1 protein-coding gene is annotated in these 453 nt (G+C 63.1%); it reads left to right on the top strand.

Annotation, left to right across the window (positions count from 1 at the left end):
• Positions 1-453, top strand: a 453-nt coding sequence (locus tag D1646_RS07845; protein WP_160635937.1) for a TraG/TraD/VirD4 family protein, incomplete at both ends; no start/stop codon positions are given.

The following is a 453-nucleotide window of genomic DNA, read 5'->3' as shown; positions in this document are numbered from 1 at the left end:
AGGGCGGACAACGTACACGGGGGCCGCCTGCCCCATCATGTGCGGGTGCTGTGGGACGAGGCCGCCAACACCGGGCAGGTGCCGAACCTCGAAAAGCTGGTGGCGGTCATCCGCTCCCGGGAGGTGAGCCTGACGCTGTTCTACCAGCAGTTGGCCCAATGTAAGGCAATCTACGACAAGAACGCGGAAACCATTTTAGGCAACATGGACAGCGTGGTATTCCTCGGGGGCCGGGAGGCCAGCACTATCAAGGAGATTTCCGAGAACTGGCTGGGGAAAGCGACTATCTCCATGCAGACCGAGGGCCGCTCCCGTGGGCAGTCGGAAAGCTACAACCAGAACACCCAGCGGCTGGGCCGGGAGCTTATGACCCCCGCCGAGCTTGCCACCATGCCCGGCGACAGGTGCATCCTGCAACTGCGGGGCCTGCCGCCGTTCTACTCCCGGAAATAC

The sequence above is a fragment of the Pseudoflavonifractor sp. 60 genome (genome assembly GCF_009911645.1).
In the GTDB taxonomy this organism is placed as follows: Bacteria; Bacillota; Clostridia; order Oscillospirales; family Oscillospiraceae; genus Lawsonibacter.
Note: the sequence above shows the minus strand (reverse complement) of the source record. Positions and strands in the feature narration are given on the sequence as shown.